General features: G+C 69.8%; 14 protein-coding genes and 1 pseudogene. 8 read left to right on the top strand and 7 right to left on the bottom strand.

All coding sequences use genetic code 11. The features are described 5' to 3' along the window. Window positions 1-65: 65 nt before the first annotated feature. The gene (locus ACWEOI_RS12465) at window positions 66-938 is read left to right on the top strand and encodes a GTP cyclohydrolase II (RefSeq protein WP_452359645.1); all 873 of its coding nucleotides are present in this window, start codon (window positions 66-68) and stop codon (window positions 936-938) included. Between the two features lie 247 nt (window positions 939-1,185). Next, entirely contained in the window at window positions 1,186-3,015 is a 1,830-nt protein-coding gene (locus ACWEOI_RS12460; protein ID WP_452359644.1) for an AMP-dependent synthetase/ligase, read from the top strand. Window positions 3,016-3,101: 86 nt separating this feature from the next. On the opposite strand, the gene ACWEOI_RS12455 is transcribed toward ACWEOI_RS12460, so the two are convergent. Beyond that, on the bottom strand, window positions 3,102-4,403 hold the full coding sequence (locus ACWEOI_RS12455) for a phthiocerol/phthiodiolone dimycocerosyl transferase family protein (RefSeq protein ID WP_452359643.1): 1,302 nt from the start codon (window positions 4,401-4,403) through the stop codon (window positions 3,102-3,104). Between the two features lie 131 nt (window positions 4,404-4,534). On the opposite strand from ACWEOI_RS12455, the gene ACWEOI_RS12450 reads away from it, so the two are divergent. Then, window positions 4,535-5,083 (top strand): TetR/AcrR family transcriptional regulator, encoded by a 549-nt coding sequence (locus ACWEOI_RS12450; RefSeq protein ID WP_452359642.1) that lies wholly within the window; start codon window positions 4,535-4,537, stop codon window positions 5,081-5,083. Between the two features lie 80 nt (window positions 5,084-5,163). On the opposite strand, the gene ACWEOI_RS12445 is transcribed toward ACWEOI_RS12450, so the two are convergent. From ACWEOI_RS12445 to ACWEOI_RS12435, 3 genes are all read right to left on the bottom strand, one after another. Further along, the gene (locus ACWEOI_RS12445; RefSeq protein WP_452359641.1) at window positions 5,164-5,706 is read right to left on the bottom strand and encodes a YbhB/YbcL family Raf kinase inhibitor-like protein; all 543 of its coding nucleotides are present in this window, start codon (window positions 5,704-5,706) and stop codon (window positions 5,164-5,166) included. A gap of 19 nt (window positions 5,707-5,725) precedes the next feature. Beyond that, window positions 5,726-7,075 carry a M20/M25/M40 family metallo-hydrolase gene (locus ACWEOI_RS12440; protein ID WP_433665798.1) on the bottom strand — a complete coding sequence of 450 codons (1,350 nt, stop codon included), beginning with the start codon at window positions 7,073-7,075 and terminating at the stop codon, window positions 5,726-5,728. 120 nt (window positions 7,076-7,195) lie between these two features. Continuing rightward, a complete protein-coding gene (locus ACWEOI_RS12435; RefSeq protein WP_452359640.1) occupies window positions 7,196-8,413 on the bottom strand; it encodes a hypothetical protein in 1,218 nt (405 codons plus the stop codon). A gap of 181 nt (window positions 8,414-8,594) precedes the next feature. On the opposite strand from ACWEOI_RS12435, the gene ACWEOI_RS12430 reads away from it, so the two are divergent. The 4 genes and pseudogenes from ACWEOI_RS12430 (at window position 8,595) to ACWEOI_RS12415 (ending at window position 12,580) form a co-directional block, all read left to right on the top strand. Continuing rightward, complete coding sequence (locus ACWEOI_RS12430) at window positions 8,595-9,701, top strand: phospholipid scramblase-related protein (protein ID WP_452359639.1); 1,107 nt, start codon at window positions 8,595-8,597, stop codon at window positions 9,699-9,701. A gap of 64 nt (window positions 9,702-9,765) precedes the next feature. Then, window positions 9,766-9,870 (top strand): annotated as a pseudogene (locus ACWEOI_RS12425) (FAD-dependent monooxygenase); the annotation flags it as partial. 140 nt (window positions 9,871-10,010) lie between these two features. Continuing rightward, the gene (locus tag ACWEOI_RS12420) at window positions 10,011-11,465 is read left to right on the top strand and encodes an FAD-dependent oxidoreductase (protein WP_452359638.1); all 1,455 of its coding nucleotides are present in this window, start codon (window positions 10,011-10,013) and stop codon (window positions 11,463-11,465) included. A gap of 224 nt (window positions 11,466-11,689) precedes the next feature. After that, the gene (locus tag ACWEOI_RS12415; RefSeq protein ID WP_452359637.1) at window positions 11,690-12,580 is read left to right on the top strand and encodes an NAD(P)-dependent oxidoreductase; all 891 of its coding nucleotides are present in this window, start codon (window positions 11,690-11,692) and stop codon (window positions 12,578-12,580) included. Window positions 12,581-12,626: 46 nt separating this feature from the next. On the opposite strand, the gene ACWEOI_RS12410 is transcribed toward ACWEOI_RS12415, so the two are convergent. Continuing rightward, the gene (locus tag ACWEOI_RS12410) at window positions 12,627-13,703 is read right to left on the bottom strand and encodes a hypothetical protein (RefSeq protein WP_452359636.1); all 1,077 of its coding nucleotides are present in this window, start codon (window positions 13,701-13,703) and stop codon (window positions 12,627-12,629) included. Window positions 13,704-13,708: 5 nt separating this feature from the next. Then, window positions 13,709-13,930 (bottom strand): hypothetical protein, encoded by a 222-nt coding sequence (locus ACWEOI_RS12405; protein WP_379099724.1) that lies wholly within the window; start codon window positions 13,928-13,930, stop codon window positions 13,709-13,711. A 302-nt stretch (window positions 13,931-14,232) separates the two neighbouring features. Here ACWEOI_RS12405 and ACWEOI_RS12400 point away from each other — a divergent pair, with 302 nt between their 5' ends. Continuing rightward, the gene (locus tag ACWEOI_RS12400; protein WP_433665792.1) at window positions 14,233-15,363 is read left to right on the top strand and encodes a glycosyltransferase; all 1,131 of its coding nucleotides are present in this window, start codon (window positions 14,233-14,235) and stop codon (window positions 15,361-15,363) included. Between the two features lie 93 nt (window positions 15,364-15,456). Here the strand turns inward: ACWEOI_RS12400 and ACWEOI_RS12395 are convergent, their stop codons facing one another. Then, window positions 15,457-16,593: a hypothetical protein gene (locus ACWEOI_RS12395; protein WP_452359635.1), complete on the bottom strand. Its 1,137-nt coding sequence runs from the start codon at window positions 16,591-16,593 to the stop codon at window positions 15,457-15,459. Window positions 16,594-16,691 lie beyond the last annotated feature (98 nt).

Raw genomic sequence — 16,691 nt, 5'->3', positions numbered from 1 at the left:
TTACCACACACCAACGGACACTGTCGGGCGGCGGATCGCGGCCCGCGGGGATACGAGGCGGTCACGTGAGCGTTGCGGACGAGTCGATTGCTGTTGCGGGTCTGGTGAATTCACAGAAACTCGCCTGCACCAGTCATCTACTCACCCGCAAGGGTGCCGAGATCCGCGTGCGGGTCCACTCGATACCGGGACGCGACGGCGGCCAGGCCCTCATCTTCGGCGATATCGGTCGTTTCCCCGCCCCGCTGGTGCGCATCCACTCCCGCTGCCTCTACGGCGACGCCCTGCACTCCGACGACTGCGACTGCGGCCCCGAACTCGACCAGGCCATGGATATGATCCAGCGCGCCGACGCCGGCGTGCTGCTCTATCTCGAACAGGAAGGCCGGGGCGCGGGCCTCGAGGTCAAAGCGGAAGGCCTGCGCCTCACCCAAACCGAGGGCCGCAACACCTTCGACGCCTATCGCGCCCTCGGCTTCGACCCCGACTACCGCGAGTTCGACACCGCCGCCCGCTTCCTCACCGACCAGCTCGGCCTGCGCTCGGTCAGCCTGCTGACCAACAACCCCGACAAGGTGCACGCCCTGCGACGAGGCGACATCACCGTCACCCGGGTGCCCCTCATCACCGAGCCCCGCAGCCATTGGGCACGGGAGTACATGGAAGCCAAGCGAATCCACCGCGGCCATCGCCTGCCCCCCTTCTCCTTCCGCCGAATCGGCCGAAGGATAGAGCAAACCTGCTTCACCCTCGGCGTAGTGGCCACCGCCGTCGCGATCTACTGGGCCCCACGCGAACTCGCGGTCCTCGCCTTCATAACCCTGGTCGCAACCGCCGCAACCTGGCACCCCGCCCGCACCTCCATCCGCCTCCGACTGCGAGCATGGCGCCGCCAACTCACCCAGCGTCCACACAACGCCCCCACCCCCGTCATCTGAGCACCGTCCCCGGCGCGGTTCGGACGCCGGTGCGGTCGACCGATCAGGCAATTGACAATTCCGGCCACGCTTCTGGCCCATGTAGCCCGCGACACAGTCGTGAAAGTCTGGTTACGATGAGTGAGCCGCGCCACAGGTGACGCGTGGCCATCGCGTGACGGGTTGGTCGTGGTCTCGGACTTCGAAGGTTCGCGCTGGTGGGCGCGCGGGTGGACGGCGAAGCGAGAGGCTATCGGGAAAAGGGCTTATGACGACTGACATCGGGTATGCGCACGCATCGGGCAAGACCGTTCACACGATTCCGGAGGCGTTCCAGGAAACCTTGACGCTGCGGCCGGGGCAGGTGGCGTTGCGGACCGTGGGGGGTACGCGGCAGGTCACCTGGCGGGAGTACGGGGAGCGGGTGCGCGCGATCGCCGCCGGGCTGGCGGCGCTCGGGGTGGGGCGCGGGGACGCGGTGGGCATCATGCTCACCAACCGGCCCGAGTTCAATCTGGTCGACACCGCGGCGCTGCACCTGGGTGCGACGCCGTTCTCGATCTACAACACCAGCTCCCCGGAGCAGATCGCGCACCTGTTCACCAATGCCGAGAACCGGGTGGTCATCACCGAACCGGCGTTCCTGGACGTGGTGCGCGGCGCCGGCGTCGAGATGGAACACATTGTGCTGGTGGAGGGTTCGGCCGCGGGCACGCTGACGCTGGCCGAGGTGGAGGCCGCCCCGCAGCCCGATTTCGACTTCGACGCCGCCTGGCGGGCCGTGCAGCCCGACGATGTGGCGACGCTGATCTACACCTCCGGCACCACCGGCCCGTCCAAGGGCGTGGAGCTGACCCACCGCAATGTGGTCGCCCAGATCGTGGGCCTGGTCGACGGCCCGCTGACCGTCGGCCTCGACGACCGTTCGGTGTCCTACCTGCCCGCCGCCCATGTGGCCGACCGGATCTCGGGGCACTGCGCCAACCTGTTCACCGGCGTCCAGATGACGTGCGTGCCTGACCCGCGCGAGATCGCCGCCGCCCTGCCCGACGCCCGCCCGACCGCGTTCTTCGGTGTGCCGCGCGTGTGGCAGAAGATCAAGGCCGGTATCGACGCCAAACTGGCCACCGAGGCCAGCCCGGTGAAGAAGGCCCTCGCGAACTGGGCGCTCGGCGTCGGTGCGCAGGCCGCGCGCGCCGATCTGGCCGGCACCGGCCGCGGCGCCCTGCTCGATGTGCAGCACAAGCTGGCCGACGCGCTGGTGCTGTCGAAGCTGCGCCACGCGCTGGGCTTCGACGAGCTGCGCGTGGCCGCCTCCGGCGCGGCCGCCATCCCGCCGGAGACCCTGGAATACCTGCTGGGCCTGGGCTTCACGGTGACCGAGGTGTGGGGCATGTCCGAGACCAGTGGTGTCGGCACCTACACGCCGCTGGCCAAGCCGAAGCCGGGCACCGTCGGCATCCCGCTGCGCGGGGTCGAGGTGCGCCTGGCCGAGGACGGGGAGCTGCTGCTGCGCGGCGGCATCGTCACCCACGGCTACCGCAAGATGCCCGACAAGACCGCCGAGGCCATCGACGCCGACGGCTGGCTGCACACCGGCGACGTGGCCACCATCGACGGCGACGGCTACGTCTCCATCGTCGACCGCAAGAAGGAACTGATCATCACCGAGGCGGGGAAGAACCTGTCTCCCACCAATATCGAGAACACCGTGAAGGCGGCGTCCTCGCTGGTCGGCCAGGTGGTCGCGATCGGCGACGCCAAGCCCTTCATCTCCGCGTTGATCGTGCTGGACCCCGATATCGCGGTGGTGCGGGCCAAGGCGCTGGGCATGCCCGACGCCGACCTGAAAACCCTTGCCACGCACCCGGAGATCATCGCCGAGATCAAGGGCGCCATCGCCGAGGCCAATGCCAAGCTGAACCGGGTCGAGTCGATCAAGCGGTTCACCATCCTGGATCAGGGCTGGGAGCCCGGCGGTGACGAACTCACCCCGACCCTCAAGCTCAAGCGCAACCCGATCGCGGCCAAGTACGCCACCGAGATCGCCGCGCTGTATCTGACCCCCGCACCCGAGGGCGTCATCAACCTGAGCTGATCCCGGGGCGCTGCACCCCCGGAATCGATGTGGGCCCGGACGTGATGTCCGGGCCCACAGCCGTTCCCAGCCGGGCCCGGCGAGTCTCAGCCGCGCACCGCGACCCGGGTGACCCGTGCGAGCCGATCACTCATCGCCTCGGCGACCCGGCCCATGCGGGTGTGACTGTGCTCGGCGGTGTCGTACTCCACCTGCACCGTCAACCGCCCGCCGACGGTGAAGATTGTCATCTTCGGCGGCATGCCCGCCGCCATCGCGAACACCTCGTCGCGCACGAACTCCAGCCCGTCGGGCATCGGATGCGCGGGCAGCCGGCCCATATTCGACAACGCGATCGCCGGCGGCTGCGACAGCATCGCGGCCACCTGCGGCGCCAGCGGGCGCTGCGCGGCGCGCATGAACAAGGCCGGGAACCGGCTCTCGCGCAGCACTCGCATGGTGGTGTCGACGACCGCGCCCACCGCCAGCGGATCGGCATCGCGATCGACCAGCGCCGGAGTCCCCGCGCCCGAAGCGCAATTGAGGATCGTCGACACCGGCACCGGCGGCGACAGATCCGGCCGCAGATCCGCGGCATGCCCGCACATCAAGGGAATCGGACCGTCCCCCGCGAGTTCCCCACGCACCGCCGCCAAGGCGGCCCCGGCCAGCACACTGTTGACCGAGATCCCCCGCCCCCGAGCCACTTCGACCAACTCCGCGGTCTGCCCCGGCGACAACTCGATGCGCCGCAACGCCAATCGCCCTCCCGCGTCCCCGACCCCGTCCCCGTCGTGAGGCATCGTGTGCGGCGCGTCCGCCGGCGAGGCCTCGGCGATCTCCTGCGCCAGGTGTGCCAGGAACCCGTCGACCTCCGCCTCACCGACCACTGCGGCCAGCAGCTCGTCGACCCCGCCGAGCAGTGCGTCGTCCGAATCATGCAGCGGCGGTTCGGTACCCGCCGCGTGCGCGGCATACCGCCGCCACATCTCCTCGAGCAGCGCGAATGCCGAACGCCCGTCACTGATCCCGTGATGGATGACCAGCACGATCCGGCTCTCGCGCACCCCGCGCAACAGCACCGCCCGGAACAGTCCCGCCGCCCAGTCCTGCGGACTGTTCACCAGCTCCCAGTACTCGTCCACGCCACCCTCGCGCACGGTCAGTGTCGGCATCACCGGTTCCCCGGCCACGAACCGCGCGACCCCGCCGACGGTGTCCACGCGACTGCGCAGCAGCACATGTCCGGCGGCGAGCTCGCCCAGCACCCGCCGCAGGATGTGCTCGTCGACCTTGCCGCGCACGGCGGTGCCGATGAACAGCGGCATCCCGCCGACGGGCACGCTGCCCAGCCGGGCGTCCGCGGCGAAATATCCGGATTCGAAGGGAGACAACGGTCGTGCGGTCATATCGGACTCGTCTTCCGTGCGTTGGGATCGTGCCATCACCGACCATACACACGTTTCATACGTATGTTCAAAACAAATGTTTGAAACGTGCGTTACAAACAACCGTTCACCCCGCTGTTAGGCTGACCCGCGTGGGAACCCGAGAAGACCTGCTGGCCGCCGCCAAGCACTGCCTGGCCGAACGCGGCTACGCCCGCACCACCGTGCGCGACATCGTCGCCGCGTCCGGGGCCAACCTGGCCGCCATCAACTACCACTTCGGCACCCGCGACCGGCTGCTCAACCAGGCCATGCTCGAGGCGACCGCCGCGGCGGTGTCACACATCCTCGACTCCCTGCCCGCCGACGGCGACGGGGATCCAGCCGCGCGCCTGAACACCTTCTGGCAGCGGCTGATCGACTCCTTCACCGGCGACCGGGTGATCTGGGCGGCCAATGTCGAATCCATGGCCCAGGCCATGCACTCCCCCAGCCTGCGCACGGAAATCGGTGCCGCGCAGGAACAAGCGCGCGCGGGCCTGTCGCAGGACCTGGGCGGCGGCGACCCCGCGGTCGGCGCGGTGCTGCAAACCCTCATCGCGGGCCTGCTGGTCCAGTACCTCATCGATCCCGAGCACGCGCCCGCCGCCGAGGACCTCGCGGCGGGACTGCGCGGCCTGGCCGAACAGTCGGCCGGGTAGCGCCCGGTCCGCCGCTAGACCACCCCGGAAACGACGTGTGGGCCCGGACGTATCGTCCGGGCCCACAACGGTTTCGAGAGCTACTTGGCCGGTTCCTCGTAGGTGGCGACGATCTGCGCGCGCCCCAGCGTGTGGAAGAACAGGTTGAAGCCCAGGTAGGCCGGGGTGCCGTTGGCGTCGATGTCGAGCGCCTCCACATCCACGGCGTGCACGGTGATGAAGTACCGGTGGTAGCCGTGTCCGGCCGGCGGGGACGCACCCACGAATCCGGCGAACGCGCCGTCATTGCGCAGCTGCACCGCACCGGCGGGCAGGCTGCCGCCCTCGCTGCCCGCGCCACTGCCCAGCGAGGTCACCGAGACCGGAATGTTGGCCACGGCCCAGTGCCAGAAGCCCGACGCGGTCGGGGCGTCCGGATCGAACACGGTGATCGCGAAACTCTTGGTCTCCGGCGGGAATCCGGACCACGACAGTTGCGGCGAGATGTCCTTGCCACCCGACCCGAACACCCCCGACACCTGATCGTTGGCGAACGGCTGACCGTCGGTGACATCGGCGGAGGTGACGGTGAAGCCGGGCACCTGGGGCAGCGCGGCGTACGGGTCGTACGAATAGTCGGGCACGAGCAGTCCTTTCGAATCGTCAGCTGTGCAACAGGAAGTGTTCCAGCACGCGGGCGCCGAATTCGAGCGACTCCACCGGAACCCGCTCGTCGACCCCGTGGAACAGCGCCGAGAAGTCCAGTTCGGGCGGCAGCCGCAGCGGCGCGAACCCGAAGCAGCGAATCCCGAGCTTGGCGAACGCCTTCGCGTCGGTGCCGCCCGAGAGCATGTAGGGCACGGTGCGCCCGGCCGGATCGTGGGCCAGGATGGCGTCGTTCATGGCGTCGACCAGATGCCCGTCGAAGGTGGTCTCGTAGGAGTCGAGCTTGGTGATCCACTCGCGCTCCACATCCGGGCCGATGAGCGCGTCCACCTCCCGCTCGAACTCGGCCTGACGCCCCGGCACCACCCGGCAGTCGACGACGGCCTCGGCGGTCTGGGGAATCACATTGGCCTTGTAGCCCGCGCGCAGCATGGTCGGGTTGGCGGTGTCGCGCAGCGTCGCGCCGATGATGCGCGAGATGGTGCCCAGCTTGGCCAGCTGATCCTCGATACCCGGTGCGGCGGGATCGAATTCGAGCCCCGACTCCTCCGACACCGCGGCCAGGAACTCCGCCACCGAATCCGACACCACCAGCGGGAAGGTGTGGGTGCCCAGCCGAGCCACCGCCTGCGCCAGGATCGTCACCGCATTGTCGTCGTGCAGGAACGAGCCGTGCCCGGCGCGCGCCTTGGCGCGCAACCGCATCCAGCCCAGACCCTTCTCCGCGGTCTCGACCAGGTACAGTCGCCGCTCACCGCCGTCGGGCCGCGGCACGGTCAGCGAGAACCCGCCGACCTCCCCGACCGCCTCGGTGACGCCCTCGAACAGGTCGGGGCGGTTCTCGACCAGCCACTGGCAGCCCCAGCGGCCGCCGTTCTCCTCGTCAGCCACGAACGCCCACACGATGTCGCGCGGCGGCACCGTGCCCTCGATCTTGAACTGGCGGGCCACGGCCAGCATCATGCCGACCATGTCCTTCATGTCGATGGCCCCGCGACCCCACACGTAGCCGTCGCGGACCGCGCCGGAGAACGGGTGCACACTCCAGTCGGCGGCCTCGGCGGGCACCACGTCCAGGTGCCCGTGCATCATCAGCGCCCCGCGCGAGGAGTCCGCGCCCTTCAGGCGCGCGAACACATTGCCGCGGCCCGGCGCGCCGGATTCGACGTACTCGGTCTCGTACCCGGCGGCCTCGAGTTGCTCGGCCACCCACTGCGCGCATTCGCGCTCGCCCTTGGTGGTCTCCAGTTCGCCGGTGTTGGAGGTATCGAACTGGATCAGCTTGCTGACCAGGTTCACCACTTCCGACACGGCACGGGGGGTGTGGGTTTCGGCGGTTTCGGGCACGTCACTTTCCTACCACCTCCGCGCGCCCGGGTGTCGGCCCGCCGCCCACAGCACCGCGGCGCGCCGCAGGTCGGGCCGTGGTCGGCGGTTGAAATCAGTGATCACGCAAGGATTCCCGGGTCAGCGCAGCACCCGGATCGTGGTGGTGAGGGTGGCGAGCAGCGAACCCAGGCGCTGATCGGCGATGCGACGCTCGAGAACGTCGAGGTCCAGGCGGCTCGCGGTGGCCCACAGCTCCCCGATGCGCGACTGCACATCGACATCGGTGGCGGCCAGCACCCACAGCAGCGGCGGCCACAGCCGCGCGGCCTGGGCCAGCGCGGGCAGCGTGAGCAGGGTGGCCGCGTCGAGGCGGGCCAGCCGCAGCCCGGCGCGGCGGCGCACTTCGTCGGGCGTGCGAGCCAGCGATTCCAGCACCCCGCGCCACACCCCGACATCGCTGCTGCCGTCGACCGCGTCGACCAGGGCGTCGGCGATCTCGGGCAGCACCGGGTTCAATGCCAGCCGGGTCAGCGCGTGCGGGCTGAGCCGGCCCACGAACCGCAGCATGTCGTCGGTGGCGTCGGCGGCGATGAACGTCGACAGCAGATCGGCCACCGCCGAGGGCGGCGCCACCTCGAACAGGATGTCGCCGACCGCGGCGATCACATCGGGAGTGCAGCGCGCGAACACCGACAGCGCCGCCAGCCGTAACTCCTTGGAACCGTTGATGACCGCGCCCAGCAGCCGCGGCACCCGCCGTGCCTCGCCCGCCAGCAGTTGCCGCATCACGGCGCTGATCGACTCCGAGGAATAGGCGAAGGCCGCCGACTGGATCAGTCCCTCGTCGTCGGGAACGCCCTGTTCGACGGCACGGATCAACTCCGGTGTGGCATAGGCCAGGAACGGTCCCGCGGTGATGTAGTCGCGGCGCGCGAGCAACTCGTTCACGATCGCCACCACCGGTTCGGGCGGGGCGTCGTCGGCGAGCTGGCCGACCGTGCGCGGGTCCAGATACGGCGCGCAGTCCGCGGCGTAGCCGACATCCATGCGCAACAGGGCCTCGATGGCCTTGGCCGGATACTGCACCCCGATCGCGCCGGCCGCGCGACCGGTCATGGTGGGCGGCACCAGTTTCTGCACGATCGGCAGCGAGATGGCCAGCGGAATGATCGGGACCAGCTTGGCGATGCGGTCGAAGACGGACGCGTGCCGGTCGAAGAGGTCGGCCGCCATGCGCTGCTGCAGCTCGTGCAGCCGGTGCGGGCCGAGGTGTTCGAGGTGGGCGAGCCGCTGCACCGGCACGTGCAGGGTCCGGGCCAGCAGGACGAGCTGGGCTCGCGTCACCAGGTCGGTCATAATCGCGTCCGCTCCGTGTCCGCCCGGCAACCCGCGAATTCGACTGTGGCGGACATGTTTTCCCCGTTTCCTCGAGTGGCGTGGACCCGGCTTCCCGATGTCGAGCGCCCATCATAGAGGTGACTACCCGGCAAAAAGTGCAAAAAGTGCAGACTCCCTGTACGACGATAGGATTCGGGCCATGAGTCAACCCGCGGGGTGGTACCCCGAGCGTCCCGGATCCCCAGTTCTGCGCTGGTGGGACGGCAGCCAATGGACCAATCACACGCAGCCCCAACAGCAACCCGCACCCCCGGCCCAGCAACCCGGCCGGCCGCAGCAGCCGCAACAGCAGCAATACGCTCCCCAGCATCACCAGCAGGGCACCGGCCAGCAGCAATACGCGCAACAAGGCACGGGCCCGCAGCATTTCGCGCAGCAGAGCGCGCCCCAGCAGCAGTACGCCCAGCAGAGCGCGCCCCAGCAGCAATACTCGCAGCAGAGCGCACCTCACCAGCAGTTCCCTCAGCAGGGCGCGCCCCAACAGCCCCACGCCCAGCAGGGTTACGCCCCGCAGCAGCCCCAGCAGTTCGCCCCGCGCGGTGAGGCCAGCCCCTGGGAGATCGAGGTCGGCAGCGCGAACAACCCCGGCGACATCCAGCGCCAGGTGCAGCAGCAGGCCGGGGTCGCGCCGGCCCAGAACGGCGGCGGGACCGTGTTCACCGAGCCCGTGCTCGTGGTGAACCAGAAGGTCAAGTTGATCGAAATGGTCAACGAGTACAGCGTGTTCGACCAGCACGGCCGTCAGATCGGCGCGGTCGCCGAGGTCGGGCAGTCGGCGCTGAAGAAGGCCGTGCGCTTCCTGTCCAGCTACGACCAGTTCATGACCCACAAACTGGAGATCCGCGACGCCCACGGCCAGTGCCTGATGCGGATCACCCGGCCCGCCAAGGTGTTCAAGTCGAAGTTCCTGCTCGAGCACGGCAATGGCGCGCCGATCGGTGAGATCATCCAGGAGAACATGATCGGCAAGATCAACTTCGCCTTCATGGTCAACGGTCAGCAGATCGGCGGTATCCGTGCCGAGAACTGGCGGGCCTGGAACTTCGCGATCCACGACCACACCGGTCAGGAGGTCGCCCGCATCACCAAGACGTGGGAGGGCCTGCTCAAGACCATGTTCACCTCCGCCGACAACTACGTCGTGCAGATCCACCGCCAGCTGCCCCAGCCGCTGCTGTCGATGGTGGTCGCGTCCGGACTGGCCATCGACACCGCCCTCAAGCAGGACCAGCGCGGCTGGAACTGACCGCGTAAGCCGCACGCAAGCCGACGCAAGACTCCGGCAATCGGCCACCACCACAGTGATTCCCATGAACGAGACACGAGAAGTGGTGGTGGCCGGGGCCGGACCGGTCGGACTCATGCTGGCGTGCGAACTGCGGCTGGCGGGCGTGGACGTCCTGGTCGTCGAACGACTGGCCGCACCCGATCGACCGCACCCCGGGCGCGGCATCCGGTCTCCGGCGTCGGCACCCGGTGAGTGGGACAGGCGTTTTCGGTCCGCGCGCGGTGCTGGGACCGTTCGCGATGGACGAGACGAGAGGACGGTGCGGTCGTGGTCGACGCGGGAATGTCGTGGGATGTCGAGACCGATGTGGTGGTCGTGGGCTTCGGCGGGGCCGGGTGCGCGGCCGCCATCAGCGCCCACGACGCCGGGGCCCGAGTACTGGTGCTGGACAAGGAGTCCGGCGCCCGCGCCGGCGGCAGCACCCGGGTCTCGGGCGCGGTGTGGTTCGACAACCAGGACCCCGAGCGGGCCGCCGTCTACCTGCGCAGTCTCAGCGCCGGACGGCCCATCCCCGAACCGGTGATCGAGGTGTGGGCGCACGAGACCGCCCGCAACAGCGCCTGGATGGAAAGCCTCGGCATCCCGATCGGTCTGGCGGTCGCGCCGCCCGCGGAGTTCCCCGACCTCGAGGGCAGCGACGTCATGCGCGGCTGGATCGGCGTCGAGGGCCGCATGGGCGACGGACTGCTGTGGGCGGCCCTGTCCGATGCGGTCCGCGCCCGCGGCATCGAGGTTCGTCTGGGCACCCCGGCCCGCGAACTCGTCACCGACGACGGCACGGTCCTCGGCGTACTCGCCGAAACCGCCGACGGAACCACCCTGCGAATCCGGGCCGCGCGCGGAGTCGTCCTGGCCACCGGCGGTTTCGAGGCCAACCCCGACCTGGTCCGCGACCACCTGCGCCTGACCGACCCCGTCGTGTGGGGCACCCCCGCCGCCACCGGTGACGGCCTGCGCATGGCCGTCAAGGCCGGAGCCGACCTGTGGCACATGTCCAACATGATGACCCTGCCCGGCCTGCGCGCCCCCGGCTACGAAGCCGGCTTCTACACCGCCTTCCCCGCCACCAACGCCTTCGTCTACCTCGGATTCGACGGCCGCCGCCTGTGCAACGAGCGCGTCGCCCTGGGTCACGGCCACGCCCGCATCAACGGCAGCTACCAGCTGTTCCCGACCATCCCGATGCACATCGTCTTCGACGAGTCCGCCCGCCGCGCGGGCCCGATCGTTCCCGGGCGTGAACGCCTCGCCGTCGGCTGGGCCAGCCTCATCGAAGGCTACGAGTGGAGCTCCGACAACAGCGCCGAGATCGGCAAGGGCTGGATCCACCGCGCCGACACCGTCGAGGAACTGGCCGAGCTGATCCACGTCGACCCGAAGGTCCTGCGCGCCACCCTGGACCGCTACAACGCGGCCTGCGCGGCCGGATCCGACGACCAGTTCGGCCGCCCCGCAAAGACTCTGGCCCCGATCTCGGAGCCGCCCTACTACGCCTTCACCAGCGCCCCCATCCTGGCCTGGAGCAATGGCGGCCCCCGCCGCAACGAGCACGCCGAGGTCCTCGACCCCTTCGGTGCGACCATCCCCGGCCTCTACGCCGCGGGCAATGTCAGCTCCACCTACTCCTGGTGCAAGGACGGTGGCTTCCACATCGCCGACGCTCTCGCCTTCGGCCGTGTCGCCGGATCCCGGGCCGCAGCCCGCACCACCGACAGGCGGTAACCCACGCCGCGATCGCCTCGCCCGCACGGAATTCGGCAAACACGCCGAATTCTGCACTCGGTGCAAACGTGCGTGCGATGCCGTCGCCGCCTGCGAGCTGGACACATACCTTCCGGTCAGTGTCTGAGGAATTAGTGCGTACTTGTCGCCCGGCCCGGAGCCCGGCAACCTCGATACAGCGCGCGCCGAAAGTCCTCGACCCTGCCAGAAGGAGTTGTCCCGCAATGACGAACACCCAGCACAGCCCGGTCACCGTACTGGGGCTCGGGGCGATGGGCCGCGCGCTGGCCACCCGACTCGTGCACGCCGGAATCCCGGCCACGGTGTGGAACCGCACGCCGGGCCGGGACGCCGATGTCCTCGCCGCGGGCGCGGTGGCGGCAGCGACCGCCGGAGCCGCCGTGCGCGGCGGCGAACTGATCATCACGGTCCTGCTCGACCACGCCTCGGTGCACGAGACCCTCGATCCCATCGCCGCGGACCTGACCGGCAAGCAGTGGCTCAATCTGACCAGCACCACGCCCGAGCAGTCCCGCGAGCTCGCCGTGTGGGCGGCCACGCACGGCATCGAATTCCTCGACGGCGGCATCATGGCGGTCCCCGACATGATCGGCGGCCCCGGTGCGAGCATCCTCTACAGCGGCTCGGCCACCGTCTTCGAAGCGTGGCGCCCGGCCCTCGAATCGCTGGGCGCCGCCGACTATCTCGGAGCCGGCCCGGGCCTGGCCGCGCTGTGGGACTTCGCGCTGCTGACCGCCATGTACACGATGTTCGGCGGCTTCTTCCAGGGCGCGGCGCTGGTCGGTTCGGCCGGAGTGACGGCCTCGGAGTTCGCCACCCGCGCCGCCGGGTGGCTCACCGCCATGACCAACACCCTGCCCGCCTACGCCAAGATCATCGACGGCGGCGACTACACGGCCGACGTCTTCCAGGACCTGGTGTTCACCAAATCCGCCTTGGACGCCTTGCGTGGCGCGGCGGCAGACGCCGGAATCACCGACGAACCCCTCGGCGGACTGGCCGCCCTCGTGGACCGGCAGGTCGAAGCGGGCCACGGCACGGCGGCGTTCGAGCGGACCATCGAGGAGCTGCGGGGCGCGCCCGCGCGGCGATAACCGTTGGTGCGGGCCGGAATCCCCCGGCCCGTACTCCTGCGGTGCGCTACTCCTTCGACTGCGCGATGAGCGCGGTCAACTCCTCGCCCAGCCCCAATTCGGCGACCTGCTCCAGCGTCGCCGGATCGAACAGCGCGATCACGGCGGCGAACTCACTGGTCACGGTGGGTTCGGTGCGGCTGGTCAGTGTCAGCAGACCCCGCCACACCGCGGGATCGGTGGACCCGTCGACCGCATCGGTGAGCGCGGCGAGAGTGTCGGGTTCGGCCACAATGGGATTGGCGGCCAGCCGATCCAAGGCCTCCGGGCTCAACCCGGCGACGAAACGTAGCGTCTCCCCGACGGCTCCCGCGTCGAGGAAGGTGCGGATCAGATCCGCGATCTGCTCGGGTGAACCCTGATCGAACAGGATGTCGCCGATCGCCGGGATCACATCGTCGTCGCAGCGCGCGAAGACCGACAGCGCGGCCAGCCGCAGCTCCTCGGACCCGGACAGGATGGTGTCCACCAGTTTCGGGATGCGCTTGCCCTCACCGGACAGCAGGTGGCGCAGGATGACGCTGATGTTCTCCCCGGAGTACGCGAACGACGCCGACCGGATCATGCCCTCGTCGTCGTGCACATCGCGTTCGACCGCCTGCACCAATGTCGGTGTGGCATAGGCCAGGAACGGGCCCGCGGTGACGTAGTCCCGCAGGCGCAGCAGCTCGTTGATGATGGCCATGACCGGTCCGGGCGGAGCGATGTCGGCCAGTTGGCCCACCGCGTGCGGGTCCATGTAGGGCGCGGCCTGGGCGGCGTAACCGGGATCGAACAGGGCGACGGCCTCGGCGGACTTCTTCGGATGATCCACCCCGATAGCGCCGGCCGCGCGCCCGGCCATCACCGGCGGCACCATGCGCTGCACCAGTGGGATCGAGATGCTGAACGGAATGATCGGCACCAGCAACGACAGCCTGGAGAAGATCGCGTTGTGTTCGGCGAACATCACCTTCGCCATGCGTTCTTGCAGTTCGTGCAAGTTGGCGGCGCCCAGCTTCTCGAGGTGGGTCAGCTTCTCCTCGGGCACGTGCAGCGTCCGCGACAGCAGGGTGATCTGCGCGCGGGTCACCAGATCGCTCATCGCCCCTACCCGAGCTTATTGCCGAACATGATCTTCTTGGCCGCGGTGCGCAATGGCCACGGCAGCGCGCCGACAGTCTTGTCGACGGCCTCCACCATGGCGAGGTTCTCGGTGCGCTGCGCCTGCTGGAACACCGCCAGCAGGTCGGCCGTCTCGGCCTCGTTCAGCAGGTCGAGCGCGGGCAGCGGCCCGCCCAGTTCCCGCTCCAGTTCGGCTCTGGCGCTCATTGATTCATCCCCATCCCCCGGAATGACTCGAATCACCCCGATCGTTCGTACACCAATCTCTACCAAGATCGATGGCACTGCGCCAGACCTGCGGGGGAATCCGCGCACGCCAATTGAGGTCGACTGCATGCAGTTCGGTGGGGCGCGGGTCCGCACGTGGTGTGGAATGCACCGTGCGAGACCCGGTCCGGGTGGACGCACGATGCCGACCATGCCCGGTTGGCCGGGTCTTTCGCGGGTGTTCACGTGATGTTGGCGTCGGAGGTGCCGAAGGTAACCCGGTACCCTGCACGATCGGCCTCGTGCGCATCGTTCAGCTGGCGAACTTCTACGGTCCGCGCTCGGGTGGGTTGCGAACCGCACTGCATCACCTCGGCGCGGGCTACGCCGCCGCCGGACACGAGGTGGTGCTGGTGGTGCCCGGCACCCGGCGCGCCGAGGAGGTGCTCGCCACCGGAGTCCTGCGAATCACCCTGCCCGCACCGGAGATCCCGTGGACCGGCGGCTACCGCGCGGCAGACCCCCGCCGCGTCGCCGACACCCTCACCGGATTGCGGCCCGACGTGCTGGAAGTGTCGGACCGGTTGACGCTGCGCGGCTTCGGCCGCTGGGCGCGCCGCCGCGACATCGCGGGCGTGATGATCTCCCACGAGCGCCTCGACCGTCTGCTGGGCCAGGTGCTGCCCGGCCCGCTGGCCCGCCGCGCCGCCGACGCCGCCAACCGGCGCACCGCGCAAACCTATGACGTCGTCGTCTGTACCACCGAGTTCGCGCGCGAGGAATTCCAGCGCATCGACGCCGCCAATGTCGAACTGGTCCCGCTGGGCGTGGACCTGGATATGTTCCGGCCCGACCGCCACGACCACCGCCTGCGCACCGACCTCGGCGCGGACGGCTACCCGCTGCTGGTCCACTGCGGCCGTCTCTCGGTCGAGAAGCGCGTCGACCGCAGCATCGCCGCGGTCGGGGCACTGCGCCGCGGCGGCCTGGACGCGCGCTTGGTGGTGGCGGGCGACGGACCGCGCCGCGAGGCCCTGGAACGCCGCGCCCGCCTGATCCCCCCGCTGCCCGACGGCCGGCCCGCCGTCCACTTCACCGGATTCATCGACGACCGAACGACTCTGGCGACCCTGCTGGCCACCGCGGACGTCTCCCTGGCCCCGGGCCCGCACGAAACCTTCGGCCTGGCCGCGCTCGAGGCCCTGGCCGCGGGCACCCCGGTGGTGGCGAGCCGCTCCTCGGCACTGGCCGACATCGTGACTGCCGAAGCGGGCGCGGTCGCCGCCGACCACCCGCGCGCCTTCGCCACCGCCGTCACCGACGTCCTGGCCCGCCCCCGCGCCGAACGCCGCCGCGCCGCCCGCAGTCGTGCCGAGCAATTCACTTGGCCCGCAGCTGTTTCCGGGATGCTCGACCTGCTGGGTCCGAGCTGAAACCTGACCCCACCCGCAAGGCGGCGCTGGACGTTGAGGCGGCGCTGGACGTTGCCGCCCGCAAAGCTCGTGGACAGCCTGCCGCGTGGCCGGTCAGTCGCGCCTCGGGTCCGGCTCCCACGGGACGTAGTCCCGCCCGTCCGCCGCGGCCGCGTTCTTGGACGAATTCAGCTGATACGGCGTGATTCCGCCGGGCTGCCACGGCCCCGCCGAGCCCGCCGCCACCGCCGACCCGTTCTTGGCGACCAGGCCGATCTCGTCGCGCACCACCGCGATCGGGCGGTCGGCGAGGCTGAACCAGTCCAGGTCGAGGAAGTCGTGGCTGCCGCGGGTGAGCGCGCCCCGGCGCATGGCGTCACCGAGCCGAGTGGCCATGCCCGAGGTGCTCAGGTGCCCGGCATCGGCCTCGAACAGGCCCGCGCCCGCCCGCAGGTAGCCGGTCTCGAACAGCGAGATGACCATGGCCAGCAGGCTGAAGGCCCGCGGATCGTCATTGGCGCGGGCCATGAACGCGAACACCTCGATCTCGTTCTCGAGGGTGGTGCCGTACCCGGCGAGCACGTGCACCCAATCGTGCTGGGCCAGCAGCGGCGGCGCGGACCCGGGTAGGCCGGGGGTGACGAAGCCGCGGTCCCGGTAGAAGTCGGCGACACCGCGACCCAGGGTGCCGACCGGCAGCTCCCACAGCTCGGCCCAGCGCCCGGCCAGGCCCGCGTCATCGGTGACCGCACTCCACGAACTGTCCAGTCCGGCGGTGTGCAGGGCGTCCAGCCGCAGCGTGTCCGTATTGCCCAGATAGCCATTGCGGGTGAAATCGACCGAGGCCAGATCCACCGCGCCCTCGGCGTAGCGCTGAGCCACCGCGATCATGTCGTCGTCGACACCGAGCGCGTCGGCGAACTCCCGCAACTTGTTCCCGGTCGCCGCCGGCAGCGGTCGCACCACCAGCGCGGACAGCAGCATGGTCTGCACGATCCGCTCCCGGAAGATCCGATTGCGCCGTGCCATCCCCACCGCGAACTCCGCCGCCCCGATCGGCGTCACCTCGGCCAGCTCCACCGGATGCCCCGTCATCGACAGGAACAGCGCCGGAATCAGCAACTCCTGCAGGGGCGTGAGCCCTAGATCGCAGGTCGCCGCACTCACCACGCCCCGCGCCAGGAACCGCACCTCGGCGGCATCCGGCGGCGTGAGCAGCACCTCTTCCATCTCCCACAGCCTCCACAGCATCAGGGGACCGAACGGCCCGCGACCCATTGTCATCGCGAAAAACCGCGCGTGCGTGATCGTTTCACTCTCGGCGTAGCCCTCGCTGTGAAGGCCCGGCG

It is taken from the genome of Nocardia sp. NPDC004340, assembly GCF_053602575.1.
The sequence above is the reverse complement of the archived record's forward strand: the minus strand, read 5'-3'. Positions and strand labels throughout refer to the sequence as shown.